Genomic DNA, 19,397 nt, shown 5'->3' on the forward strand with positions numbered 1-19,397 from the left:
TCTTAACTCAATGACATTTGGGAAAAGGAGAGGTAGGGGTTAAACCCAATGTATAAATTTAAAGCTGCACTATCGAACTGCCTCAGCGACTAATGATCAATGACAAAATGAAATTTAACAAAATAATAGCCTCCATATTCGGCATAGGTTTTTTAAAGGGTGGTGGCACTTACGCGGCCATAGTTACCTGCGGAGCAATCTGGTTGCTATGGCGGTGTGCAGCTCTTCAAAATCCGTTTTATTTACTGGCAATCACCATCGTTATAACCCTGTGGGGTGTTTATGTAAGCAATAAAGTTGAATCCGACTGGGGCGAAGACAGCTCGCGCGTAGTAATAGATGAAGTAGCGGGAATGCTTATCACTATGCTGTTCATCCCGCAAAACCTTTACTTTTTATTGGCTGGACTTGTGCTGTTTCGCTTTTTTGATATTGTAAAACCGTTGGGGATCCGTAAGATGGAAGCTTTGCCCAGTGGCACCGGTGTTATGATGGATGATGTGCTGGCTGGTGTTTATTCCAACATCCTACTATGGGTTGGATATTTGATTTGGATGAAATTCCTGTTGTAGGAGATGCATAATTGCATCTCCTGCGGGCAAGAGGTCATCGGTTCCACTCCTATATTCTCCACGTTTGAGCAGCTTTAAAAAATGGTTACTTTACCCCGGGTTTTCTGCCAATTGCTTAATCACCGGTAAGGTTCCGCGCCAATAAAATTCTAAATGATTTTTAATGATTACTGTTGGGAAATTTTCAAGGTTTACTGTTAATACCGTATGATCCTTTTCCGTGTTTAATATGAATTCCAGTTTGGTATAATTTTTTGGCTCGTCAGCAAGCATTGACAGTGAACTGAGGTGCGTGTAACTTAAAACTTTGGGTTCCTGGAACTTCAATACCATGCCTTTAATTTCAAATTGAGTATGATGAAACCCGCTGATTAAAATCGGAGAATTGAGTTGCCAGCTTGTTCGAACCTGGATGGTCATTTCAACGTCGCCCATCCATTGTGACATGAGCCCAGGATCTGTTATTACTGTCCAGACTCTGGCAGTTTCAGCATTTATCCTAATCGTTGTTGAATAGTTGTCGGCCATTGGTATCTTATGACTTTAGCCACGAGCTTCTGCGACTTTCTGCTCACGATTCTTTAACAACCACTGAATGATGGCAAATTTGCTTAGCATCAGTATTTCGATCCGGTCAAGATATTCTTTCTTTTGTTTTCCTCAGGTATTTCAGCGAACAGATTTTCCGATTTAAAACGCTAATATGCGTCTCGGCATTAAATACCTTCTGCTTTATTCGTAACGCAAAGCCTCAACCGGGTCGAGTTTGGCGGCCTTTTTGGCCGGGTAATAGCCGGATATCAGTCCGATAAAAGTACAAAGTACTACTGCAAATACAAGCCAACCCCAGGGTATAGCAAACGTTCCGCTTATTTGAACCGCAATTACGTTACCTGCAGCCATACCAAGTATAATGCCTGCCGCTCCGCCCATGAGGCAGATCACAATGGCTTCAATTAAAAATTGCTTACGGATTACCGCTTGCGTGGCGCCAACAGCTTTACGTACTCCAATTTCGCGGGTACGCTCGGTAACAGACACCAGCATAATGTTCATAAGCCCTATTGCAGCCCCAATCAATGTAATAATACTGATGGCAAACCCACCAACTGTAATACCGGCCAGCTGGCTTGAAAGTTGTTGCTGAACAGAATCACTTCGCGAGATTTCGAAATTAGTTTCATTGGCTACATTAAGGCTACGCACGTTCCTGAATAATGAGGTAGCCTCACCAATTGTTGCATCCAGGGCTCCGGGGCTATTTACTTTAATAGTAATAGTATATGATGCATTTTTATTGGTATCTATCTGTTTAGCCTTTAATATTGGAATGATGCAAAATTTATCTCCCCCAAATGAGCTTGAACCTTTTGAAGCAATTACCCCAACAATTTTATATTTATTACCGCCGATAAAAACGTTTTGGTTTACAGGATCGGTATGTTTAAAAAGTTTCTTTTTGATCTCATCGCCTATAAGCACTACGTTTGAGCCATGCTCCAGCTCGGATGTTGAAAAATTACGGCCAAAGGATAACTTTTTACCGCTGGTAGCCAGGTAGTTTTCGTTCGATCCGGAAACTGAAATATTCTGATTCGTTTTTTCGCTGCCAAATTTGGCTATCGCTATACCGGTAACATCTAAATTAACAGCAACTATTACAGGTAGCTTAAAGGTTTTTTTAAAGCGGTCGGCCTGGTCATAAGTAATGGATGGGTATACTTTATTGTGGCCCCCATTTCCAAAATTCAAACCCTCGCCCCGGTTCTGAATAGTGAACGAGTTGGCGCCCAGGTCGGCAAAAGCATCATTGGTAAACTGCCTGATGCCCTCAATAGCAGTTAAAATACTCACCAGGGCCATAATGCCAATAGCAATAATTAACGCGGTAAGCGATGTACGCAGCCTGTTACCGGCTATGGACTGTAACGCTATCGAAATATTTTCTCTGAGAGAGGTTTTTACCGGCATGGGCGTAATTATGTAATAAGCAGCTATATGACTAACAAGGCCATAGGTTTGTTACAGCTGTTGTTAAAAAGAATCAAGAGCAAGATAGGATTAAGGATGGAAGGAACAAGGATTAAAGACAGTTAAAAAGATAAAACCATCTTGATTCTTTACTCCTTATCCTTTATCAAATCCCAATTTGATGTATTATCGAATATTTACCTGTTTCTTACGAATGTCCATCATCGCCAACCTCAAAATAGAAAAAGGCAACCTTTTGGGCTGCCTGCATATTTTATAGAATCAAGAAGTATGAGCCAGAGCCGCTTTAAAAGTCTTTGCTCCTTAATCCTTCCGTCTTTACTCCAAAAGAACTATACCGCGAACGAAGTTCCGCAGCCACAGGTGCTGGCAGCGTTAGGATTGTTAAAGGTAAATCCACGCGCGTTTAAGCCATCCTGGAAATTGATTTGCATCCCCATCAGGTACATGCCGTGTGCTTTATGCATAAATACTTTTATGCCATCGATAATAAATTCCTGGTCGCCATCCTTTTTTTGGTCGAAACCTAAAACATAGTTCATGCCCGAACAGCCACCGCCTTCAACACCAACACGCAAACCAAAGTCTTCACCTATCTCTTGCTGATCCCTCAATTTAACAAGTTCTTTAACGGCTCCTTCTGTAAAGGATACCGGGGCAATTTCAACAGCAGTACTCATCTTATTTTTATTTAACTATACAAATATAAGGTAAAATGTGGATTTTTACATCCACAGGTATTTTATGACCTCAGCTTAACATTTTAACAAAACATGCTAACACCGCTTTATTTACTTGATATTTTAAAACTTACCATTGCCGGGGCTGGCGTAGTATGGATAGCTTTTTACCTGTTTAAGCCCTACCTGGATAAACAAAGCCAGCTGCAAATACTGGAGCTTAAACGCAGCGCGGGCAACCAAACATTGCCCCTGCGTTTACAGGCCTATGAGCGGGTAGTTTTATTTATAGAGCGCATTAACCCTGCTAATATGCTTATCCGTCTTAACGTTGGCAGTTTATCAGCGGCCGAACTGCACATCATCATTGTAAACGAGATCCGTAACGAGTTTCAGCATAACATTACCCAGCAAATTTATGTGAGCAGCCGGGTTTGGGCTGTGCTAAAACGCGTTAAGGAAGATACCCTGAGCCTGGTGAATAATGGCGTAAAAGCCCTGCCCGAAAATTCAACCGGCATGGAGCTGAGTAAAACTGTGCTGATCCATTTGAGTCAGCTGGAAGATGATCCGTACGAAATAGCCGTCAACCTGGTTAGGCAGGATCTGGAAGAATTATTTTAAACGCGATGGCTAAAAAATTCAGCACCACATCGGGCATCGAAATCAAGGAGGTTTATACCGGGCCATCTAATATGGACGAACTGCCGGGCCAGTTCCCCTTTACACGCGGTATTCAAAAGGATATGTACCGTGGCAAAGCCTGGACCATGCGCCAGTATGCCGGATTTTCAACAGCCGAAGAATCAAACAAACGTTACCATTACTTATTAAGCCAGGGCACAACCGGTTTATCCGTAGCGTTCGATCTGCCTACACAAATTGGTTACGACAGCGACCATGAACTATCAGAGGGCGAAGTTGGCAAGGTAGGCGTAGCCATAGATTCGTTAGAAGATATCGAGATCCTGTTTGATGGCATCCAGCTAAAGGATATCACCACCAGCATGACCATTAATGCCACCGCGCCTATATTACTGGCCATGTACATCGCCCTTGCCAAAAAACAAGGCGCCGATCTGCGGCAGATCTCGGGCACGGTACAAAACGATATATTAAAGGAGTACGCCGCGCGCGGTACTTATATATACCCGCCTACCCCATCCATGCGCCTCATTACCGATGTGTTTGAATACTGCAGCCTGGAAGTGCCTAAATGGAACACCATATCTATATCGGGCTACCACATCCGTGAGGCCGGTTCAACCGCGGTTCAGGAGTTGGCTTTTACTTTAGCCAATGGCAAGGCTTATTTAAAAGCAGCGCTGGATAAAGGGTTAGATATAAACGTATTTGCCAAACGCCTGTCTTTCTTTTTCAATTGCCATAATAATTTTTTCGAGGAGATAGCCAAGTTCAGGGCGGCAAGACGCATGTGGGCACATATTACCAGGGAGTTGGGAGCAACCGATGCAGGAGCGCAAAAACTTCGTTTCCATACCCAAACAGGTGGCTCTACTTTAACCGCTCAGCAGCCGCTTAATAATATAATACGCGTTAGCAACCAGGCGCTGGCCGCAGTATTGGGCGGCACGCAATCATTGCACACCAACGGCTATGATGAGGCTTTGTCGTTACCTACCGAAGCTGCGGCAAAAATAGCTTTGCGTACCCAACAGATCATCGCCTTTGAAAGCGGGGTAACTGACACGGTAGACCCGCTGGCCGGTTCCTATTTTATAGAAGCCCTTACCAACGAGGTTGAAGCCGCAGCTCAATTATACTTAGATAAAATAGATGCCATGGGTGGCGCAGTTAAGGCTATTGAGCAGGATTACATTCAGCAGGAGATAGCAGCATCGGCTTACCAATACCAGGTTGATATAGAGAGCGGCGAAAAAGTTTTGGTAGGCGTGAATAAATTTACCCAGCAGGAAGATGTTCATGCAAACGTGTTTAGGGTTGATGATTCCATCCGCATAATGCAAATGGAAAAAATTATAAAACTTAAAAACAAAAGAAACAACCAGGCTGTTAAAGAAAATTTACAGCTATTAAAGGAGGCTGCTTTGGGCACTAAAAATTTAATGCCTTTTATAGTGTCTTCGGTTGAAAATTATGCTACCTTAGGGGAGATCGCTGATACCTTGCGCAGCGTTTTTGGGGAGTACTAATATTACTTACAATGTGGCTTTTGAAACCGTGAGTATACTTTGCTGCATTTAATAAATATCAAATTTCAATTTTATTTGGCACTAATCCGGTGCTTCAGTTTTTAGTGCGACGCAAACGGCTGAAATAGCCCAACAATTGCCAAAATTTTGGCGTATAAGTAACAAAGAAAAACGCTGGTTTTTTGGCGTTTTTCTTTGAAAAATCTAAAAGAAAATTATTTAATTAAAAAATTATAAAATTGCACTTTTCAACAAAAAACAATGCGTTATATACAATTTTTATATTTAAAAACAACTTTTGTTGATAACTTGAGAATTGTTAAAAAAGTGAAAATTTAATTTTTTTATACGTTTTTTTTGGCAATATTCGATGTTCCGTAGCAGTCCCAAAAGATGTTGGCTGAGGGATTGGAAATCAAATAATTACTTATATATACATGGAAAAAACTTGTACTAACGTTTGGAATAGCTGTCTTCAGATCATAAAGGACAACATACCGGCACAGAGCTTTAAAACCTGGTTCGAGCCGATAAAAGCCTTGAGAATGGAGGGGAGTGTATTGACCATACAAGTACCAAGTTTGTTTTTTTACGAATGGCTTGAAGAGCACTATGTGGGCTTACTGCGCAAAACAATAAAAAAACAATTAGGGGACGAAGGGCGTTTAGAGTATAATATTGTTGTTGAGCAATCATCATCAAGTAAACCCTATACAACTAATATGCCCTCGAACGGAAACGGCGCCGAGTCAAAGTATCAGTCAATGCCGATACCTATTTCAATCAATAAGGATATTAAAAATCCTTTTGTGATACCCGGCTTAAAAAAATTAAATGTAGATCCGCAACTGAACAGAAACTACACCTTCGAAAACTTTGTTGAGGGTGACTGTAACCGTTTGGCCCGTTCTGCAGGTTACGCTGTAGCCGCAAAACCGGGTGGTACCTCATTTAACCCTTTAATGATTTATGGTGGCGTAGGTTTAGGTAAAACACACCTTGCCCAGGCCATCGGTAACGAGATTAAGCGTTCGCTGCCCGATAAACTGGTACTTTATGTATCGTGCGAGAAATTTACACAACAATTTGTTGACGCACTGAAACATAATAACATTAACGATTTTGTGAACTTTTACCAAGCCATTGATGTACTCATTATGGATGATGTACATAACTTTGCCGGTAAAGAAAAAACGCAGGATTTCTTCTTCCACATTTTTAACCACCTGCATCAAAGCGGCAAACAACTGATCATCACATCAGACAAGGCCCCCAAGGACCTGGCCGGTTTGGAAGAAAGGTTACTATCAAGATTTAAATGGGGACTATCGGCCGATCTGCAGATCCCCGACCTGGAAACCCGTATGGCTATCCTGAAGAACAAGATTTACCAGGACGGCATCGAACTATCAAACGATGTTATTGAGTATGTAGCCCATAACATTGATAACAATGTACGCGAACTGGAAGGCGCCATGGTTTCATTACTTGCACAATCAACCCTTAACCGCAAAGAGATAGACCTGAACCTGGCCAAACAAATGTTGAAAAACTTTGTGAAGAACTCATCCAAAGAAATTTCGATGGAGTATATCCAAAGCCTGGTTTGCGAGTACTTTGAAGTACCTATTGAAATGGTGAAATCACAAACCCGCAAGCGCGAAATTGTGCAGGCCCGCCAAATATCAATGTACCTGGCCAAAGCGCATACCAAAAGCTCATTAAAGTCAATCGGCCATTTCTTTGGCGGTCGCGACCACTCTACCGTGATCTACGCCTGCCAAACTGTGGAGGATCTGATTGATACCGATAAGAAATTCAAAGGCTATGTTGCCGACATTCAGAAAAAGCTAAAAATGTCGTAACTGACCTAATAAATAATCGTATTACTATGGGGCCCTGCATTAATATGCAGGGCCTTTTTTATGTGGCATTGGGGGAGAATCTGGCTGAGAAAAGGCGGTAAACTAACCAGGGCTAAAACTCCCCTGTCGGGCCCACGTCCAACATCCCTCTCCAATTATCCCCGTTCCCTCAAAAAACTACTCTTCGCCAAAAGCAAAATGCTGCCTTAGTTTCTCTTCTTCCAGGTCAAGCAGTTCCAGTTGTTGTTTAACAATATCGTCGTTAACGGTTTCCTTCTTGTTCAACGTTTGCAACAACTGGCGTTGCTCCCGCATCAGGTGGGCCATAATTTTACGGTAATCTTTATAATAATCTTCGGCGCGTTTGGCGTTGTCGCCCAGTTCCCAATCTTTGAGCAATTCCATATCGGCATTTAACCTAATGTGGAGCGATTTTACCATGTCGTTATTTTCTAATTGACTGGCGTAATTATCTGTTAATAACTGTAACGACAGGTGCGATAGTTTTTTACGTACCAACTGTTTTTGCTGTTCAAATGAGATGGTATAATCCGGATCGGGCATGTTTACCCACTTTACCAGCACAGGCAAGGTTAAACCCTGCAATACCAGCGTAACCATGATAACCGAAAAGGTAATAAACAAAATTAGGTTACGCTGCGGAAACGCGACACCGGATTGCAACACAACAGGCACACTCAAAGCAGCAGCGAGCGATACCACACCGCGCATGCCCGTCCACCCCAATAATAGCGGCGCTTTCCAGCCCGGGCTTGGGTCGGCAGTTGTTATATAGCGGCTGATGAACATGGTAAAAATAGTGGCACCATAAGTACTTAGCAGCCGGGTAACAATAAGTACCCCCGTAATAATGAGGCTGTATTCAATTGCAGGTCCTAAACCATCTGTCCCCAGCGCTTTAATGATCACCGGGAACTCCAGCCCAATCAGCAAAAAAACAAAACCGTTGAGTACAAAGGCTACAGTCTCCCAAACGTTAATGCCCTGCAGTCTGCTGCGGTGGGTAAAAATTTCCTGGCGCCTGATTGATAGAAACAAGCCGCCGCTTACTACCGCCAGTACACCCGAAAAATGAAACTCTTCGGCAGCTATATACATAGCGTATGGGGTAATAAAAGTGAGGATAATATCAATATTGGTAGTAGTTGGCAGCCAGCGGTGAATGGCATAAAAAACCAAAGCAACTGCCAGGCCGGTAGCTATCCCCATTACAATAACCACAACAAAACTGATAGCGGCCTGGCTAAATACAAAAGTTCCTGTGGTTATCGCGGCCAGTGCAAACCTAAAAATAACCAAACTGGATGCATCGTTCATCAGGCTCTCGCCCTCTACAATGGTAATGAAGCGTTTGGGTACTTTGATGTTTTTTAAAATATTGGTGGCCGATACCGCATCGGGTGGAGAAATGATCCCGCCCAGTAGAAAGCCCGCCGCCAATGTAAAGCCAGGTATCACACTATGCGATACAAAGGCGATAACACAGGAAGTTACAATAACAATTAGAAAAGCGAAGCTGGAGATTACCCGGCGCCATTTCCAAAAATCTTTCCATGATGTGTTCCAGGCAGATTCATAAAGCAATGGCGGCAAAAATATTACGAAGATCAATTCGGGATCAATTTCTATACCGCGCAAAGCGGGTACAAAACCCAGTGGCAAGCCAACCAGCACCAGTAGAATGGGGTAAGCAATTTTAATTTTTTGCGCCAGCATAACCACAAACAAAATAATGGCCAGCAGGCAGGTGTATTGAATAATAAGGTAATGCATAGGCAGATTGCTTGAAATACTAATTTACAATAATTACCCTAATGTAAGGATAAGTTGGTGCGGGGATCGGGGAGTAAAATCTTTATGCTTCGTTTACCGATTCAAAGTGCCGGTTAATCGATACTAAATTTTGAATATGCACTTTTTTAAACATCTTTAGGCTGGATAGCTGCTTATTACACGTGTTGTTAAACAGCTGTGCCAATCCATCATAATTAATTACGCTTATAAATGTTGGTTGCTTTAAAACCTGGAAAAAATCTTGCTCTTATCGCTTTTTTTTTACTTTCACTATTTTTAGGTCGTCAGGCACAGGCGCAAAGCCTGGGCGACCCGGTTGTTAAGATCACTTTTGGCTCAGGTACAGCTTCGCGGGCCGGGGCTCTATCTGCCGACTCGGGCACAACCACCTATGTTTACAGCGGCAGTGGCCAGATAGGTGAAAACTACTATACCATTACCAATCAAAGTAGCACTACGGTACATGGCGGCTTCGTTACCAGCTATGACCATGACTACGAAACAACCGGCAATACCAACGGCTATATGATGGTGGTAAACGGCAACGTGCAGGCTGGCACAGTTTATACCCGTACAGTCACCGGTTTATGCGGTAACACACAATACCAGTTTGGCGTCTGGATCAAGAACGTTTGGCCATCTGGCGGGATATTGCCCAACATGGTTTTCCATATTTACGCTGCCGATGGGGTAACCGAACTTGGCACCGGCGTATCAACCGGTGATGTACCCACTGGCAATGTTTGGCATAACTATACTGCCAACTTTATCCTGCCTGCGGGTACCGGCGATGTAGTAATTAAACTGGTAAGCAATGCCAGCGGCACGCAGGGCAACGATTTCGCGGTTGATGATATTACCTTTAGCCCCTATGGTTCAACAGTTTCAGCTGCATTTGCAGAATCAACCAGTGGTACAGAGACTACCTGTGCAGGCTCGGCACAAACTTATACCATAAAGGCCACCAGCACACTGGCCAGCGGCTATGTACAAAAACTACAAATATATACAAATGGCAGCTGGACCGACCTGAGCACCGCCGGTACGGCAACAAGCTACTCCATCACCGCGCCCACCACCGCAGGCACTTATAAGTACCGCTTGGTTTCGGCTATAACAGATAATATTACCTCTGCCAATTGCGTGGTGGCATCTAATAACCTTACCTTAACGGTAACGCCATCGCCGGTGGCCGCATTTACCGTGCCCGACCCTACCTGCCTGGGCACTGCTACCGTATTTACAGATGCTTCTGTTACCAACGGATCAACCATAACTTCATGGGCATGGACCTTTGGCGACGGGCAAGCCTCGGCTTTACAAAGTCCCTCGCATACATATAGCAAAACCGGCACTTATGTGGTTACGCTCACGGTAGCCGGCAATACCGGCTGTACACCATCAGTGGCAACCAAAACCATCAATATCAGTGCGCTGCCGGTTGCAGCATTCAGTTTTTCAACACCCGATTGTTTAACAAAAGCGGTTACTATTACAGATCAGTCAACAACCGGTACCGGAACCATAACCAGCTGGCTTTGGAACTATGGCGATGGCACAACTGAAACCAAAACCAACAGCACAGCATTTGAGCATCTGTATAGTACCGTCGGTACTTTTAGCATAAAGCTTACCATAACCAATTCGGGCGGCTGTACGGCGTCCAGTACCAAAAGCATTACCATAAGTCCATTACCGGTTGCTGCATTCACCATCCCCGATGTTTGCCTGGCAGATGCATCGGCCACGTTTACAGATAACAGCACCATTGCCGATAATACAACCAGCGGCTTTACCTATTTATGGAATTTTGGCGATGCAAATGCAACAACCGCCAACCCCAATACTTCTACACTAAAAAAACCATCGCATAAATACACCCAGGCGGCGGTATACCAGGTAACGCTTACCGTAACATCCGCAAGTGGCTGTACATCTGCCATAACCCAAAGTTTCACTGTTAACGGATCAATACCTGTTGCCTAATTCACGATGGCAAACTTATCAGCACTTTGCAGCGATCAACAGGTTACATTCACCAATACATCAACGGTAGATTTTGGCCGCATCACCAAAATTGAGTGGTACTATGATTATGGCAATAACCCAACTACGGTAGTTACAGACGAAAGCCCAACTTATGGCAAGCTATATTACCATACTTATGCCGCATTCCATACCCCGGCAACGCAAAATTACCAGGTGAGAATGATAGCCTATTCGGGCGGCGGCTGCGCATCCATAATGGATAAAACCATCACTTTACTGGCAGTGCCTGAGTTAACTTTCACCGCACCATCGGCCCTGTGTATCAATGGAGGCGCTGTGCAGTTAGCGGCTCAGGAAATTGCCGGTATGTCTGGTACAGGTATTTATACGGGCACTGGTGTAAGCAGCACCGGTTTGTTTGATCCTGCCGCCTCGGGGGTTGGTACATTTACCATCAATTATGTTTATACCGCTACAAACGCCTGCCCGGTTACCGCCAGCCAAACCATTACGGTTAATCCCATACCGGTTATTACCGTAGGACCAGATATTACAGTACTTTCTGGCGGCAGCGCGCACCTGCCGGCAACAGCCAGTGGCAACGGGCTTACTTATTCATGGACACCGGCAATTTACCTGGATGATGCAACCGCATTAAACCCAACCGTTACTCCCCTGCAGGACACCACTTACACCCTCACAGTAAGCAACAGCGCAGGGTGCACGGTAAGCGGACAGGTAAAAGTTTTTGTGTTGCAGGGACCGGTAGTACCAAACGCCTTTTCGCCCAATGGCGATGGTGTTAACGACCAATGGAACATTAAATACCTGGATACCTATGTCAATTGTATCGTTGATGTTTATAACCGCTACGGAGCCAAATTATTTGCATCCGTGGGGTATACTGTCCCCTGGGATGGTACCTACAAAGGCTCGGCAGTACCGGGCGGGGTATACTATTACATCATCAACCCCAAACATGGCCGAAGTGCTTTGTCGGGTTCGCTGACGATAATCCGATGATAACAATCAGGGTATCGGGGCTTACGCGACACATAAGAGACTTAACCGGGTTTAAAAAAGTAAAGGACAACATAACCGTTGTCCTTTACTTTCAACCAATAACTTACATGCATTAAAATGCGCTAAATTAATAGCCTGTGTTTTGTTTCAGGTTATTATTTTTTTCTATTTCTGTTCTTGGTATCGGAAATATTGTTCTGTTGCTATTGTTGGTAGCAGCATGTGACAACCATGATTTTTTTGTGAACGCTCCAAATCGTATCATATCGGTACGCCTGTGTCCTTCCTGGTCAAACTCCCAGGCCAGTTCATCCAAAAATCTGCCATATTGAATATCAGCGCCACCTTCGGTAGTATGCAGGTTATTTACATCATCCTGAAGACCGTAGGCATATGAACTCCCCAATTGTAACTGCGCGCCGGTAACAATAGCTTTAGCAGGGTTTGATGCAAAATCCCTTTGCCTAACCTGGGTAATAATGGCAGCGGCAGCTTCGGCCTGCCCGGTTCTGAGAAGACATTCCGCTTTCATCATTAACACGTCGGCATAACGGTAAACAGGATAGTCGTTACTTAACCTGTTCATGGCGCCCATTTTTATTTCAAATTTACCTAAACGAAAACCATGCACAGATTCCCCTTTTTCAAGTCCGGGCAACTTGTTGATAAAGATTAATGGCTTGCCGGAAAAATCGCCCTGGGCAACGTACAATTTTGCACCTGCCGAGGTATATTGCTGGCCTTTTATCCAGTTATTCAGGTACCGTGCATCAGTTGTATCAAATGAGGTTATAAATTGAGGAATTGCACAAATACCACCCCAGGGAGTGTATTTAAGATTATACGTAGCCTGGTTTTCCTGCTGCAATGTTTGCATATGAAGGTCGAAAGCGTTCCAGTTGCTTGTATAATTCTCGTCCATAGGCAATGCGAAAATAATCTCCTTTGAGCCTTGATTTTCTGTTACAAATACGTTTTTCTGAGTGGGCTCTAATATATATCCCGCGCCCGAATTTGTAACAGCATCACAGGCGGTAATGCATTCGGCCCATTTAGTTGTTCCGGTGTATACACCAGCGTTAAGGTACATTTTGGCAAGCAATGTATAGGCTGCCCATTTATTGAATTTCCCATACGTAGTGCCATCATTTGCAGCACTTAATAAAGGAATGTTATCCGTAAGTTCTTTAACAATAAAATCATAGACTTCCTTGCGGGTATTTTGTTTTGGCAAATACCCTGCCGGCAAATCAAACTTTGTTACAATTGGAACATTACCATAAAAGTCGCACAAAATGGCATAGTATGAGGCCCGCACAACTTTCAATTCGGCAAGCACTGCTTCCTTGCCATCAGAAATTGTAATAAGGCCCGACCCTATCTGGTAAATAAGCCTGTTACAATTTGTAATACCCTTGTATGTTCGGGCCCAGGTTTGGTTAACCACATCATCATCAGTAGTCCAGGTATGTTTGTGTAACCTTTGGTAAACACCATCATCAAACCATCCCCATGGGCGTTTTGGTATAACTAACTGATCTCCTGTTATCTCCTGGGCCCGCCACAAGCCGTTCCAGTCAAGCATTATAAAACGCCATTGAGAATATGCGGCGCCTACCAGCGACGGCAAATCGGCTTTTGTGGCGGTAAAATCACTTGTTACTATGGCGTTAGACGGACTATATTGTAATTTGGTACAGGCAGTTATAGCTATTGCGGAAACAAATACCGCGATAACCAAATATGTTTGTTTGAGCTTTTTCATTGTCCTTGTTTTTTAGATATTAAAAATTCAAATTCACTCCTAAAGTAAATGAACGGGTTGTAGGATACTTATCACGTTCATCTATACCGGGGCTTAAGCCAAGCCTGTTTACTTCCGGATCCAACCCCTTATATTTGGTAATAGTGAAGGTATTTAACGTTGATACGTAAATACGCGCACCCTTTATATAACCGGTTTTTATATTATTGAAATCGTATCCGAATGTGATGTTATCTATCTTCCAGAAATCTCCATTTTCTACATAGTAGCTGTTAATCTCCAGCGCGTTAACTTTTAGCTGTGTTTTTCCAAAAACAGGATCATAGGCGGATTTCAAAATGTTATAATTTTGAATGGCCGGGTTTTCCATATACATTCTTTGCGAGTTGAGGATCTGGTAACCAAATGCGCCCCTCATGGTAATACTTAAATCGAAATTTTTATATGAAAAATTATTGTTCCAACCCGCGTACCATTTTGGCACACCGTTACCAATTACTTTTTTGTCTTCAAAGCTATGTGCAAAATTATCGTAGCTGACAGGTTTGCCATCCCTGCCTTCATATATCCATTTACCATTCGCGTCAACATCAATAACTTTATATCCATAAAAATCGCCAATAGCTTTGCCTACAGTTACAATACTGGTAAAGGTTTGAATTGGTATACCTGCAAAGCCGGTAGTGAAATAGGGTGAAGTTGTTTGATAAAGATCGTTTGATAAATTAATCAATTTGTTTGTATTGGTTGAAAAGTTAACACTTGTATTCCACGTAAAATTCTTTGATTTTACCGGTACAAAATTTAGCATTACCTCTATACCCCGGTTTTGCATTGTACCCACATTGGCTCTTGTAGTTGGGTACAGGTTAGGTGGGCTTGGTACCGCGTAATCATAAAGCAAACCTTTAATCCGGCGGTTGTAAACATCAATGTTACCGCTCACCCTGCCTTTTAATATACTAAAGTCGACTCCAAGATTTGTTTCGGCTTTTTCTTCCCACCTGATCAATGGGTTACCATTTTGAGTAGGCACCAGGATTCTTGTCCATTTGCCATTTGAATATACATAGTCTCCGTATCCTATCAACGCCTGCCCGCGAAAGCTGTCTGATGGCTGATTTCCGGTTACACCATAACCCGCCCGTAATTTTATGAGATCAAATAATTGCTGATCTTTCATAAAGTTTTCATTGGTAATTTTCCAACCTCCGGAAACTGCCCAAAAATTACCCCAGGGTTTATTGGCTCCATATAATTGGCTGGCCCCTTCGTGCCTTAAACTTGCCAACAGCAAATATTTATCTTTATAACTATAATTAAATCGCGAAAAAAAGCTGATCAGGCTTGTTTGCCTTTTATAACTGCTCATTGTAGCAGTTTTATCATTTACCCCTTCACCTAATCCTATGTCATTATAACTAAATAGATCGGTAGGAAAATTCTGGTTATCAAAATATGAACCTGTAGAAACATTATCCTGGTAACCATAGCCACCTAAAACCACAAAGTGGTGATCGTTAATTGATTTAGAATATTCAGCTGTCCATTCGGTCAACCGGTCAACAGACAGATCAGAGCTTATTGACGCGAAACCATTTAAATTGTTTTTAACTGTAGAAATATGGTGCTTGGTTTCCGAGTATCCGGTATTTCCGTTAAACCTTGAGTAAGAAAAAAGGGCAGATAATTTTAAATCAGCAATAGGCTTGTAAACAATAGTACCGTTCATTCGGGAGTTTACGTTTTTCGATTGCCCGTCGCTTTCATATAAAAGGGCAAGTGGGTTTTCGTAATCAAAGTTTCCGGTTTGTTCATAAAAAGTACCATCGGCATTACGTACAGGCTCCGTTGGATTACGTACCACTGTTTGCCGGTAAATCCAGCCATTAAAGCTGCCTCCATTAAAATTTCTTTCGTAGTTATTGGTCTGATTAAGTATTCCGAGATTAAGCTTCAACTTATTGTCCCACATACTATGGTTCACATCAATTCTACCTGTAAATGTATTATTGTTGCTCTTTTTATAAATGCCCTGCAGCCCGCGATAATTTGCAGATGCCAGGTAATTAGTTGTACTATTTCCGCCTTTTATCGTCAGGTTATGAACTTGCGTAAATGGTGTGCGGGTAGCTTCTTTTAACCAATCCGTGGTACTTCCGGCATCCCATGAAGCATTTCTTGTTCCGGCTTTAATCTGGTCGCGGTAATCCTGAGCGGTAAGTACATCCAGCTTTTTTGCAATAAACTGGGTAGTGGTATAGCCGCTGTAATCAATACTGTTGGTAACGGTTCCTTTTGCCCTTTTAGTAGTTATTATGATTACACCATTTGAGCCCCTAACTCCATAAATAGCGGCCGAAGAGCCATCTTTTAGCACATCTATTGATTCTATATCCTCCGGAGCCACTGTTTTAAGGTCGCCGGGAATCCCGTCAATTATTACTAAAGGATTTGAATTAGCTCCATATAAAGTTGTGCTCCCACGTAATAAAATTTGTGTACCATCGGTTGGGTTACCACTTGGGGCGCCAACTGTTAAACCGGCTACTTTACCCTGCAATAACTGGCCGGCATCCAATACCGCCCCTTTAACAAAATCTTTTGCCTTTACCGTAGCAACCGCGCTGGTTACATCGCCCCTTTTTTGGCTCCCATACCCAATTACAACAACTTCGTTTAACGAGTTTGGCGCTGCTTTAAGCAATATATTTATAACATTACGGCCGGCAACTAAAACATCCTGCTGCGTATATCCAATAAAAGAAAATACCAGGGCGGCATTATCATCAGGAACATTTATGGCGTATTTACCGCTTGCATCTGTTTGTGTACCCAGGCTGGTGCCCTTAACTCTAACACTCACTCCAGGCAAAGGCTGGTCATTTTCATCAGTTACCTTACCCGTTATTGATTTGGCTATAACTTCGATTGTATTGACTTCTGCGGGTGTAGCACCCTCCGCCGGTGCCGGCAAGTTAGTTGTATTGTCATTTTTATTGACTTTACTTAACACAATCCGATCGCTAATGAATTCAAAAGTAATACCCCTGGGCTGTAATAGTTCGGTAAGTATCTCTCCTATCTTTCCCTGCTTTACATTAATGGACACGCCCTGCTCCTTTTCAACAAGACTTTTGCGGTAAACAAGTTTTAAATTTGTTTCTTTCTCCAATTGCTTCAAAACTAAATTTAAGCTTGAGTTTTGGATATTAAAATCAACCCGCCGATCTAATACAGCCTGCCCTTTGCTTGACGTAGCATAGGACATTCCTGTAAAAATGAGGGCTATTACTAACTGACTAAAAGTGACTTTCATAATTTTAAACCAGTCAAAATGGTTTTGTAAATAAATCTTCATACATTTAAGTGTTTCTTTTGATAAAAATTGAGACAAAAAATTCCCGGTCCCCCTTGTTTAAGGCGTTGCATTCCGGGTATTAAAAAGGTTTAGGAGTGTCTCCAGCACTCCTATTCTTTTTCAAGAAAATTTGATGGGGTTAAGTACTAATTCGTTTCTCCATAATTTAATTATTCGGGGTTTATTGGTTATTTATATAATTGGTTATTTTTCGCTTTCCAAAACAAATTCATTTCCATGAACGCTGTAATTAACATCCAGGGTTCTTTTCAGGATCTCCATGATAGCAGGAAGATTTTCATTATTAAAATCGGCCTTCAAATAATCTGAATTAATTTTTTCATCTTTTGAACTTATATTAACGTTGAAGTTTTTATTAAGCACCTTAAATACATCTCTCAGTTGTGTGTTATTAAAAGATAAGCTTGCTTTTTTCCACATGTTTATCGAAACGTCTTTCACCTCGGTATTTTTTTTCAAATGATCCAGTTTCTTATCATAAACCGCCCCCTGATTGGGCAATAGCATCACTCCCTGGTTTAAATCATCAGCCTGATTAGCGGTATTTGATCCTGCTTTTTTACCCTCTTGCCCGGTGATGCTAACTGAAACTTTCCCGGTAATCACATCTACTTCTGTGGTACTGTCTTCAGCATATGATCGTACCCGGAAACTTGTTCCCCATACTTTGGTAATAACTTTTCCGCTATAAATCGAAAATGTTCTTTTATGATCTTTGGTTACTTCAAAAAAAGCCTCGCCACTTAAAAACACCTCTCGCTTTTGCTTACTTAATACTTTTAAATAAGTCAATGTTGATTTTGGACTTATCCACACCTTGCTACCGTCAGAAAGCGTTATTTTTTGGATGGTATTTGTCGCATTAGTGACCACTACTTTTTCGCTGTTTTCCGGTAACGGATTCCCTGGAGAAATTTTATATTTTACAAAAAACAGGATTAATAAAACAGCAGCACAGCTGGATAACCAATACACCACCGACCTGAACCGCGACGACCGTACCCTGCCAAGCTGAACAACATTGTCATTCTCAGCCTCCCTGATATTATTCCTGATGTCATTCCACATCAACATTTTAAACACCTCCCGTTCCTCGGCAGGTAAATTAGAAACATCGTCCTGATCAGAGTCGAATGATTTATACCAGGCAAATATTTCGGCCATTTCATCTTCATTACATTCCCCATTAAAGTATTTTTCCAGGATCTCTGATGATAATTTCTTTTTCATTAAGGGCTTGTTTTGGACAAGAATTAACTTTGGTTTATAATAAGATGTAACCTGAATCGGGGATAACCCCTACTCTGATTTAAAATAATTTAAAAAAAAATAAAATTCCAGGGATTCCRGGAGCTGCAAAAAGCGCTTAGTGGCGCAAAAAGAAAAGGACAAAGAGAATTAAGCTATTAAGGTTAACCCTTAAATACCTTAACGCCTTGGTGAGGTGATTTTCGACGGTTTTTTCGGAAATATTTAAAAGTTGGGCTATCTCCTTATTGGTTTTATATTGGTTCCGGCTTAGTTCAAAAACAAAACGACACTTAGTAGGCAATTGATTTACCTCTATATCAACCCTTTCTTTTAACTCCTTATACCTGAAGTTTTCTTCTGTGGAGTTATCAAAGCTATCGTTCATCAACAGAAATAATTCGCTGTAAGTATTTCTTACCGCTTCTGCTCTTTTATAGTTTAATACTAAATATCTTATTGAAGTAAACAAATATCCCTGGAGTGAGGAATGTATTTTAATCTGAGTTCTGTTGATCCAAAAACCGGTAAAAAAATCCTGTACTATTTCTTTTGCGGGTTCTCGTTCTTTAAGTCGCTTATAGGCGGCAGCATATAATTTAAGCCAGTATCTATTATAAATTTCTTCAAAGGCGGCAATATTATCCTGTTCGAAAAGCTCGATTAATTCATTATCCGAAAGGTCACGCAACTCCTTCATTTTTATGATATAAAACATCATTGCTTTGCCCTTTTACAAAACAGGAAAACATCTTAATTCTGCATGTGCAGTTACTGACAGCTAACAAGTAAACTTATTAAACACCAATTAATAACGGGTTTATTAGACGACAGACCATAATTTCAGTGAATTACACATCTTTCAAATTTTATCTATACCGAAATTATAGCT

The 19,397-nt window shown here is 42.0% G+C and carries 14 protein-coding genes; 6 read left to right on the plus strand and 8 right to left on the minus strand.

Annotated elements, in window-relative coordinates; all coding sequences use genetic code 11:
• Positions 1 to 107 precede the first annotated feature (107 nt).
• Positions 108 to 572 (plus strand): phosphatidylglycerophosphatase A family protein, encoded by a 465-nt coding sequence (locus AC1DQW_RS23720; RefSeq protein ID WP_477456320.1) that lies wholly within the window; start codon positions 108 to 110, stop codon positions 570 to 572.
• 90 nt (positions 573 to 662) lie between these two features.
• Here AC1DQW_RS23720 and AC1DQW_RS23725 read toward each other — a convergent pair whose 3' ends face one another.
• The 3 genes from AC1DQW_RS23725 to AC1DQW_RS23735 all read right to left on the minus strand — a co-directional run bounded on the left by AC1DQW_RS23725 (position 663) and on the right by AC1DQW_RS23735 (position 3,244).
• A complete protein-coding gene (locus AC1DQW_RS23725; RefSeq protein WP_477456321.1) occupies positions 663 to 1,100 on the minus strand; it encodes an SRPBCC family protein in 438 nt (145 codons plus the stop codon).
• 204 nt (positions 1,101 to 1,304) lie between these two features.
• Positions 1,305 to 2,543: an ABC transporter permease gene (locus tag AC1DQW_RS23730; protein WP_477456322.1), complete on the minus strand. Its 1,239-nt coding sequence runs from the start codon at positions 2,541 to 2,543 to the stop codon at positions 1,305 to 1,307.
• A 353-nt stretch (positions 2,544 to 2,896) separates the two neighbouring features.
• Positions 2,897 to 3,244 carry a HesB/IscA family protein gene (locus AC1DQW_RS23735; RefSeq protein ID WP_477401089.1) on the minus strand — a complete coding sequence of 116 codons (348 nt, stop codon included), beginning with the start codon at positions 3,242 to 3,244 and terminating at the stop codon, positions 2,897 to 2,899.
• Between the two features lie 93 nt (positions 3,245 to 3,337).
• On the opposite strand from AC1DQW_RS23735, the gene AC1DQW_RS23740 reads away from it, so the two are divergent.
• From AC1DQW_RS23740 to dnaA, 3 genes are all read left to right on the plus strand, one after another.
• Complete coding sequence (locus tag AC1DQW_RS23740) at positions 3,338 to 3,868, plus strand: DUF7935 family protein (RefSeq protein ID WP_477456323.1); 531 nt, start codon at positions 3,338 to 3,340, stop codon at positions 3,866 to 3,868.
• A 5-nt stretch (positions 3,869 to 3,873) separates the two neighbouring features.
• Entirely contained in the window at positions 3,874 to 5,418 is a 1,545-nt protein-coding gene (locus tag AC1DQW_RS23745; RefSeq protein WP_477456324.1) for an acyl-CoA mutase large subunit family protein, read from the plus strand.
• Positions 5,419 to 5,855: 437 nt separating this feature from the next.
• Positions 5,856 to 7,283: a chromosomal replication initiator protein DnaA gene (gene dnaA, locus AC1DQW_RS23750; protein WP_091150538.1), complete on the plus strand. Its 1,428-nt coding sequence runs from the start codon at positions 5,856 to 5,858 to the stop codon at positions 7,281 to 7,283.
• Between the two features lie 177 nt (positions 7,284 to 7,460).
• Here the strand turns inward: dnaA and AC1DQW_RS23755 are convergent, their stop codons facing one another.
• Positions 7,461 to 9,077, minus strand: a complete 1,617-nt coding sequence (locus AC1DQW_RS23755) for a Na+/H+ antiporter (RefSeq protein ID WP_477456325.1) — start codon at positions 9,075 to 9,077, stop codon at positions 7,461 to 7,463.
• Positions 9,078 to 9,308: 231 nt separating this feature from the next.
• Between AC1DQW_RS23755 and AC1DQW_RS23760 the strand changes: the two genes are divergently transcribed.
• Positions 9,309 to 11,084, plus strand: coding sequence for a PKD domain-containing protein (locus tag AC1DQW_RS23760; RefSeq protein ID WP_477456326.1), 1,776 nt, complete (start codon positions 9,309 to 9,311; stop codon positions 11,082 to 11,084).
• A 6-nt stretch (positions 11,085 to 11,090) separates the two neighbouring features.
• A complete protein-coding gene (locus AC1DQW_RS23765; protein WP_477456327.1) occupies positions 11,091 to 12,110 on the plus strand; it encodes a gliding motility-associated C-terminal domain-containing protein in 1,020 nt (339 codons plus the stop codon).
• 127 nt (positions 12,111 to 12,237) lie between these two features.
• Here the strand turns inward: AC1DQW_RS23765 and AC1DQW_RS23770 are convergent, their stop codons facing one another.
• The 4 genes from AC1DQW_RS23770 to AC1DQW_RS23785 all read right to left on the minus strand — a co-directional run bounded on the left by AC1DQW_RS23770 (position 12,238) and on the right by AC1DQW_RS23785 (position 19,226).
• Positions 12,238 to 13,875, minus strand: coding sequence for a RagB/SusD family nutrient uptake outer membrane protein (locus AC1DQW_RS23770; protein ID WP_477456328.1), 1,638 nt, complete (start codon positions 13,873 to 13,875; stop codon positions 12,238 to 12,240).
• A gap of 19 nt (positions 13,876 to 13,894) precedes the next feature.
• Positions 13,895 to 17,236 (minus strand): SusC/RagA family TonB-linked outer membrane protein, encoded by a 3,342-nt coding sequence (locus tag AC1DQW_RS23775; RefSeq protein WP_477456329.1) that lies wholly within the window; start codon positions 17,234 to 17,236, stop codon positions 13,895 to 13,897.
• Between the two features lie 204 nt (positions 17,237 to 17,440).
• Positions 17,441 to 18,487, minus strand: a complete 1,047-nt coding sequence (locus tag AC1DQW_RS23780; protein WP_477456330.1) for a FecR family protein — start codon at positions 18,485 to 18,487, stop codon at positions 17,441 to 17,443.
• Between the two features lie 136 nt (positions 18,488 to 18,623).
• A complete protein-coding gene (locus AC1DQW_RS23785) occupies positions 18,624 to 19,226 on the minus strand; it encodes an RNA polymerase sigma-70 factor (RefSeq protein WP_477456331.1) in 603 nt (200 codons plus the stop codon).
• Positions 19,227 to 19,397 lie beyond the last annotated feature (171 nt).

It is taken from the genome of Mucilaginibacter sp. P5_A4, assembly GCF_056400605.1.

Coding starts and splice junctions, on each gene's coding strand:
- AC1DQW_RS23720 (WP_477456320.1), top strand. CDS start 108: ATGAAATTTAACAAAATAATAGCCTCCATATTCGGCATAGGTTTTTTA.
- AC1DQW_RS23725 (WP_477456321.1), bottom strand. CDS start 1,100: ATGGCCGACAACTATTCAACAACGATTAGGATAAATGCTGAAACTGCC.
- AC1DQW_RS23730 (WP_477456322.1), bottom strand. CDS start 2,543: ATGCCGGTAAAAACCTCTCTCAGAGAAAATATTTCGATAGCGTTACAG.
- AC1DQW_RS23735 (WP_477401089.1), bottom strand. CDS start 3,244: ATGAGTACTGCTGTTGAAATTGCCCCGGTATCCTTTACAGAAGGAGCC.
- AC1DQW_RS23740 (WP_477456323.1), top strand. CDS start 3,338: ATGCTAACACCGCTTTATTTACTTGATATTTTAAAACTTACCATTGCC.
- AC1DQW_RS23745 (WP_477456324.1), top strand. CDS start 3,874: ATGGCTAAAAAATTCAGCACCACATCGGGCATCGAAATCAAGGAGGTT.
- dnaA (WP_091150538.1), top strand. CDS start 5,856: ATGGAAAAAACTTGTACTAACGTTTGGAATAGCTGTCTTCAGATCATA.
- AC1DQW_RS23755 (WP_477456325.1), bottom strand. CDS start 9,077: ATGCATTACCTTATTATTCAATACACCTGCCTGCTGGCCATTATTTTG.
- AC1DQW_RS23760 (WP_477456326.1), top strand. CDS start 9,309: ATGTTGGTTGCTTTAAAACCTGGAAAAAATCTTGCTCTTATCGCTTTT.
- AC1DQW_RS23765 (WP_477456327.1), top strand. CDS start 11,091: ATGGCAAACTTATCAGCACTTTGCAGCGATCAACAGGTTACATTCACC.
- AC1DQW_RS23770 (WP_477456328.1), bottom strand. CDS start 13,875: ATGAAAAAGCTCAAACAAACATATTTGGTTATCGCGGTATTTGTTTCC.
- AC1DQW_RS23775 (WP_477456329.1), bottom strand. CDS start 17,236: ATGAAGATTTATTTACAAAACCATTTTGACTGGTTTAAAATTATGAAA.
- AC1DQW_RS23780 (WP_477456330.1), bottom strand. CDS start 18,487: ATGAAAAAGAAATTATCATCAGAGATCCTGGAAAAATACTTTAATGGG.
- AC1DQW_RS23785 (WP_477456331.1), bottom strand. CDS start 19,226: ATGATGTTTTATATCATAAAAATGAAGGAGTTGCGTGACCTTTCGGAT.